The sequence below is a fragment of the Nitrosomonas oligotropha genome (assembly GCF_009833085.1).
Classification (GTDB): Bacteria; Pseudomonadota; Gammaproteobacteria; order Burkholderiales; family Nitrosomonadaceae; genus Nitrosomonas; species Nitrosomonas oligotropha.
The window spans coordinates 1-6077 of the sequence record NZ_QRBZ01000062.1; the positions used below are offsets into that span (position 1 = coordinate 1).

Here is a 6077-nt window from a genome sequence, read left to right on the forward strand (position 1 = left end):
CGCTAGAAATTCTTACAGATAAAGCGACTAAATAAATAGGGTCTATTATTTTGTAATCGAGTCGCAAGAGACCAACACGTTGGTTCAGTAAGGCTTTACTCCTCAACGTAACTATTGACATCCGTCCAATAAGATTCTTTTCTGGCGTAACATCTGTCATTGAGATAATTACGTCACCATCTTGAACGTGAAATGGTTTAAGTTTTTCATATTCAGTTTTCGACCACTTATTGACTTGGTTTTCATCGAAACGGAAGCTTCCATCTAATCCGATTTGTGCCATGGTTATTATAGGGATTCCTGAAGCAACATAACCCTTGGTAGAGAAAGCATAACCATTCTGAAAACTATTCAAGACATCCCCAATAGCAACAACATTCCAATCCTCCGGAATCACCCCCACCTCAGTCTGCTTGAATTCTGGCTTCAATTCCATGCAAACCCCATCTTGTGCAGGTGCGCATTCACGGCCTTTTCCAGCTCTGCCACCTGCTGGTTTTGCTGCGGCAATGGCGTTTCATAGCGCTCGGCCAATTCCTTGATGCGTTGCGTTAAACGCTGGCTGATGCGATCCATCTCGGAATGAATATCGCGGTCGATGGCGGCGATCCATTTGTCGTCGACCACCAGTTGCTTGATCTGGTCTGCGGTGAGTGTGGGGTAAAACTCATGCAGTTCGGCATCCAGTTCCGCTTCGGCGGACTGAATGGCCTTTTTGGCTGCCGCTTCCTGTTCCAGCAGCTCCAGGTATTGCCTGAGGATTTTTTCTTCGTCAATCGATTGCGGATCGTTTTTGATTTCTTTCAGGCGCGCGTTGATACTGGCTTTGCTGATCTTGTCGAGTTCGGCAAATGCGCCGCCATCGTCAACATTGCCACCATGTTCTTCTTCCATTTCCACCAACCGGCTTTGCAGCGTTTCCAGTTCCAAATTGAGTTGATCGATGGCTTGTTGCTGCCCGGCAAAGTAGCGGTGAATCACGAGCGTTTTCGGAACCAGATCGCAGGTCCAGCCTTTATCGATGGTTTTGGTCACCTGGCCGTCCTTGGTTTTCTTTTCTTCCACGATGCGGTACGTGGCCGCTTGCCAACCGTCGGCGGCGATCAGGTAGCAATCGTCCTGCATCACGTCGAACCAGAAATTCATCAGGTGCTGGTAGACATCGTACCGGTCGATCAGGGCGCGGCCTTCGTAGGTGGCGAGCAACGCTTCGCCGATGGCGTGGATGATGTGCTTTGGATGAAAACCGGGTTGCAGTCCTTTCAATGTTGCGGTGGTGTTCTTTTCCCAGTGACTGAATACTTGATTCATTTCAGTCATGTAACTGATAAATTCGGGGTGCGCGAAAATGGTTGGCTTGATGTCGTCCTTGCCGACTGTCAGGCTCAGATAGTTTGGGCTGCGTTTGGCCTGAGCAAATAACGCCGATCTCAGGTTGGGGCACACCGCCCAGTAATCGTGCAGCGCGTCGATGTCGGCTTTGGGGATATCGCCCAGCAGATGCGCCTCGATGTCTTGCAGGTCTTCGGCTTCGGAACTGTCGATATAGCGCGGGATGTTGAGGTTGAATTCGTTTTTTTCGATCTCGCTGAACGATACGATTTTGCTGTAGCCTGGAATTTCGATCTGCTTATTGAACACGTCGACAATTTTGTGGATGTCCATTTCCCGCAGGCGGTTTTTGTTGCCGTCTTTCATGAAACCCTTGCCTGCGTCGATCATGAAAATGCCTTTGCGGTTTTGCGCGTTTTCCTTGTCGATGACGATGATGCACGCCGGGATGCCGGTGCCGTAAAACAGGTTGGCAGGCAGGCCGATGATGCCCTTGATCAATCCCTTGCGGATGATGGCTGCGCGGATGGCGGCTTCGACATTGCCGCGGAACAGCACGCCGTGCGGCAGAATGCACGCGCCTTTGCCACGGCTTTTCAGCGAACGGATGATATGCAGCAGGTAGGCGTAATCGCCGTTTTTATCCGGCGGCACGCCCAATCCATCGAAGCGCTGAAATGGATCGTGAGCGGTATCAACGCCGTTGCCCCAGCGTTTGTCGCTGAACGGCGGATTGGCGACGACGTAATCGAACGTCTTTAGCCCGCCTTGTTCGTAGAGAAACAGCGGATTGGCCAGTGTGTTGCCCTGCTTGATCTCGGCGCCGGGGTTGTTGTGCAGGATCATGTTCATGCGCGCCAAACCGCTGGTGGCGGCGTCTTTTTCCTGACCGTACAGCGTCACCGGCGTTTTGGCGGCATCGCTCACTTTCAACAGCAGCGAACCGGAGCCGCAGGTCGGATCGTAAACGGTGGTCGACGCCGTGGTGTCGGCCTGATCGATGCCGATGATGCGCGCCATGATGCGGCTGACTTCCGCCGGGGTGTAGAACTGCCCTTTGCTCTTGCCGCTTTCGGTGGCGAAATGACGCATCAGGTATTCGTAGGCATCGCCGAGGATGTCATCGCCTTCCGCGCGATTCTTGCTGAAATCCAGTGCCTTGTTTTCAAAAATGGCGATGAGGTTGCTGAGCCTATCGACCATATCCTTGCCGCTGCCGAGTTTCTCCGGATCGTTGAAATCCGGCATGCTGGATAATTTGTTGGCATTGGCGAGCGGCGCGATGATTTTCTTGTTGATGTCATCGTCGATGGTGGGTTTGCCTTTCAGCGCCATCATATCCCTGAAACTCGCGCCTGGCGGAATCTTGATCGGGGCAAACGGCTGACCGGCGTATTTGTCGCTGACATATTTGATGAACAGCATCACCAGCACATAGTCCTTGTACTGGCTGGCGTCCATGCCGCCGCGCAGTTCATCGCAACTTGACCACAGGGAAGAATAAAGCTCGGATTTTTTGATGGCCATGTGTTTTTGTTATTTGAAATACAATAATTTACGGTGGGATGTTGCATGGAATTATATCATTTACTCGCATCCGCTGCCGAGGCTGGCGGCGGCGCTGGGTCGAGCTTCCGCGGGATATTTGTGCGAGCGATTCGTTTGGGGACAAAAAACGGGATCCGGAAAACCCGGAAAAACAGATGGGCGCCGCCGGAATAAAAATCCGGTTTTGGTCTTTTATGCATCGATATTTTGCATTTTGTTGATCTATATCAAGAAAACTGACCTTCGTGAACGGATTTCTTGATCTGAATCAATAAATGGGATGCCGGTTTGCTTGAAAATGCAATCTCCACTAATTGTTAAAAGACGGAGATAATCATGGAAATGTTAGACACAGAAGATACCATTACATTTAAAAAACTTGGCTACAATATGACTTTCATCGGCGCGGTAGCAGTGGCGTTGATTATTATCTCAATATACTTCTCGTAAGCAATCGACGTAGCGCTTAAATCCCTTCAGTTTAAGTGTTTTAGTGAATTACCCGCCCCTTGGGGCGGGGCAAAAAATCCGCACCATCGCTGATAAAGTGTGACAGCCGATCTCCAGCGGTATCAATTCCAGCCAGAACCGTAAGATTATCAGAGCGCATTATAAACCGCGCACCACAATTGCTTCATAAGCAGTGCTTACTGATCCGGAGTGAGCAGGGCCGGAACATTCCAGGTTTGACGCCAGCCCTTGCATGAGACTATTTGACAGCAATATACAAGGCATGTTTGAATATCGCTACGAATTTCAATGGGAGTGATTCAAACATGTCAAATCGTGGCGGAAAAAGGGAAAATGCAGGCAGGCCGCGCGGCCAGGGTAAATTTGGCGAGCCAACGACAACGATGCGCATACCGGAAAGCCAGACAGCAACGATAAAAAGTTTCTTGGAAGCTTTCCAGCGCAAAAAAGCGAATGACGATCGCGACACCACGGTTGTCAATATCGACGAGAATGATCTGCTCATTCCCGAAATCGGCAATCAACCGACCTTGTTACCGCTTTTTTCCAACAAAGTGGCGGCGGGATTTCCCAGTCCGGCGGACGATCATGTCGAAAAGCGCCTGGATGTCAGCGAGTTTCTGATCGACCATGCGGCATCGACGTTCTTCGTAACGATCAAGGGAGATTCGATGATTGATGTGGGTTTGCTGCCGGATGATAAAGTGGTGGTGGATCGATCAAGAACACCGGGGATGGGCGACATTGTGCTGGCCGTGGTGGATCGTGAATTCACCATCAAGATCCTGGATTATGGGGCGAACAAAATGCCAAGGCTTATGCCGGCCAATTCGTCGGGTGCTTACCGGCCGATTTACATTCGCCCGGATATGCAATTTGAGATTTTCGGTGTCGTCATAGGATCGTTCCGCCGCTTCAAATAACATATCGCGATGGCTGCGTGGCAAGCGGCAGCTGTCGCCTCCATCACAGTGATGCAGGTAGTTCAGACGCTATCGCCCTGTACCTTAAGTTACTGATTTTTTCCTGCATGATGTAACTTCATCGCTATTCTTCACTTCATCCCTTTATCAGATGAAGAGCCTCGGATTCCATGATCCCCATTCTCAGCGCTACTTTAGCGGTTCGCAACAGCTCCTTTAAAGGAGCTGTTGCGATCGTTCAAAGTAATTCAATTTTCTATCATAGGAAATATCCTGCATATGCAGTTCATATTTTTGAATAAAACAACGGGAATAAACTTACAGAATTTTTTAGAAAGATTACCGTAAACAGCTGCTTCATTCCTGCAAACTATCTGATATATAAAATATATTGGCAAGGCCGATTCAATGTATTTACCAATGATGAGTGATGGTTGTTCAATTTATCGTAGTGATTATTTTGAATGTGGCCGGGCGGGTAACGGGAATTGTGGTGGATAGGGTAGCGGATGTAATCACGCTGAGGGAGGGACAAATACGACCGGCGCCGGAGTCAGGTTCAGTAATTGATACTGAATATATTACCGGGCTAGGAACCGTCGGCAAGCGCATGCTGATCTCGATCGATATCGAGAAATTGATGGGTGGCAGCGGCTTGGGCTTGATCGAACGAAATATTCATTAGTGGGATTTTATTTAAAGAGTGCTTAAAGGAGAGCTAGTAATGTTTAAAGACACAACTATTAAGTTTCGCTTGTTTCTTATCATCAGTATGTTGACAATTTTGATGCTGGGTGTCGGTTCTTTTGGATTAAATAGCTACCACGATTCCAATGAACGCTTGAAGGGGCTGCATGAAAATCGCACCATGTCTCTAGCCTATTTAGGGACCATGATTGACCGCTGGTACACGGTTCGCTTGAATGGCTTAGATGCCGTAGGGAAAAAAGATGTCAGTAATGCTAAAGCCAAGCATGAACAAAGCATGGAATTGATTAAAGAGATTGAAGAGTTATGGGTAAAAAACCAAGCTACTAATGTGTCGGAACAAGAAGTTGCCTTATCCAAGACCGTCACCGATCAGATCAAGGATTATGCTGACGCAGTCAAGCTGACGTTCCAGTATGCAATGGCTGGCGACTTCGAGGCGGCTGCTAACAATGCGGCCAACAATGGCGGTCCAAAGTTTGCGGCTCTACGCGTAAGCATGTTCAAAATACTCGACATGCAGAAAACCGATGGCGCCAAAGAATATCAGGATGCACAAAGCACTTTTGAAAAAATCTCTACGGCTATGGCAGCTGTGATGGTACTCGGTGCTGTATTAGCCGTTATTTTTGGTGTGCTATTACTACGTTCGATTATTGCACCATTAAATGAAGCGATTGAAGTAGCGAATGCGGTAGCCTCCGGCGATCTCACCAAACGGATAGAAGCCACTTCCACCAATGAAACCGGACGACTGCTGCAAGCGCTGAAAACCATGAACGAAAATCTGGTTGACCTGGTCGGTAAAGTACGCATGGGAACGGACCAAATCACAACGGCATCGGGCGAAATCGCCTCCGGCAACTCCGACTTGAGCCAACGCACGGAAGAACAAGCCTCCAGCCTGGAAGAAACCGCATCGTCGATGGAAGAGCTGACCTCCACCGTCAAACAAAACGCCGACAACGCGCGTCAAGCCAATCAACTGGCGGTGGGAGCATCCGAAGTTGCCATGAAAGGCGGCGCGGTGGTCGGCCAAGTGGTGCAAACCATGAGCTCGATCAACGAAAGCTCGAAGAAAATTGTCGACATCAT

General features: G+C 49.2%; 5 protein-coding genes. 3 read left to right on the forward strand and 2 right to left on the reverse strand.

What is annotated here, in order from left to right; translation table 11 throughout:
• Positions 1-436, reverse strand: a 436-nt coding sequence (locus ABD07_RS14500; RefSeq protein WP_193566070.1) for a restriction endonuclease subunit S, incomplete at its 3' end; no start/stop codon positions are given.
• Positions 427-2859, reverse strand: coding sequence for a type I restriction-modification system subunit M (locus tag ABD07_RS14505; protein ID WP_160818887.1), 2433 nt, complete (start codon positions 2857-2859; stop codon positions 427-429). The genes ABD07_RS14505 and ABD07_RS14500, both read right to left, overlap by 10 nt.
• A 797-nt stretch (positions 2860-3656) precedes the next feature.
• Here ABD07_RS14505 and ABD07_RS14510 point away from each other — a divergent pair.
• The 3 genes from ABD07_RS14510 to ABD07_RS15240 form a co-directional block, all read left to right on the forward strand.
• Positions 3657-4274 (forward strand): LexA family protein, encoded by a 618-nt coding sequence (locus ABD07_RS14510; RefSeq protein ID WP_160818888.1) that lies wholly within the window; start codon positions 3657-3659, stop codon positions 4272-4274.
• Between the two features lie 430 nt (positions 4275-4704).
• A complete protein-coding gene (locus tag ABD07_RS14515) occupies positions 4705-4959 on the forward strand; it encodes a chemotaxis protein CheW (RefSeq protein ID WP_160818889.1) in 255 nt (84 codons plus the stop codon).
• 39 nt (positions 4960-4998) lie between these two features.
• Positions 4999-6077 (forward strand): methyl-accepting chemotaxis protein (locus tag ABD07_RS15240; protein WP_160818890.1); only part of this gene is annotated, 1079 nt, incomplete at its 3' end.

What these genes read in the sequence shown, in the direction of transcription:
- ABD07_RS14505 (WP_160818887.1), bottom strand. Translation starts at nt 2,859, where the DNA reads ATGGCCATCAAAAAATCCGAGCTTTATTCTTCCCTGTGGTCAAGTTGC.
- ABD07_RS14515 (WP_160818889.1), top strand. Translation starts at nt 4,705, where the DNA reads ATGGTTGTTCAATTTATCGTAGTGATTATTTTGAATGTGGCCGGGCGG.
- ABD07_RS14510 (WP_160818888.1), top strand. Translation starts at nt 3,657, where the DNA reads ATGTCAAATCGTGGCGGAAAAAGGGAAAATGCAGGCAGGCCGCGCGGC.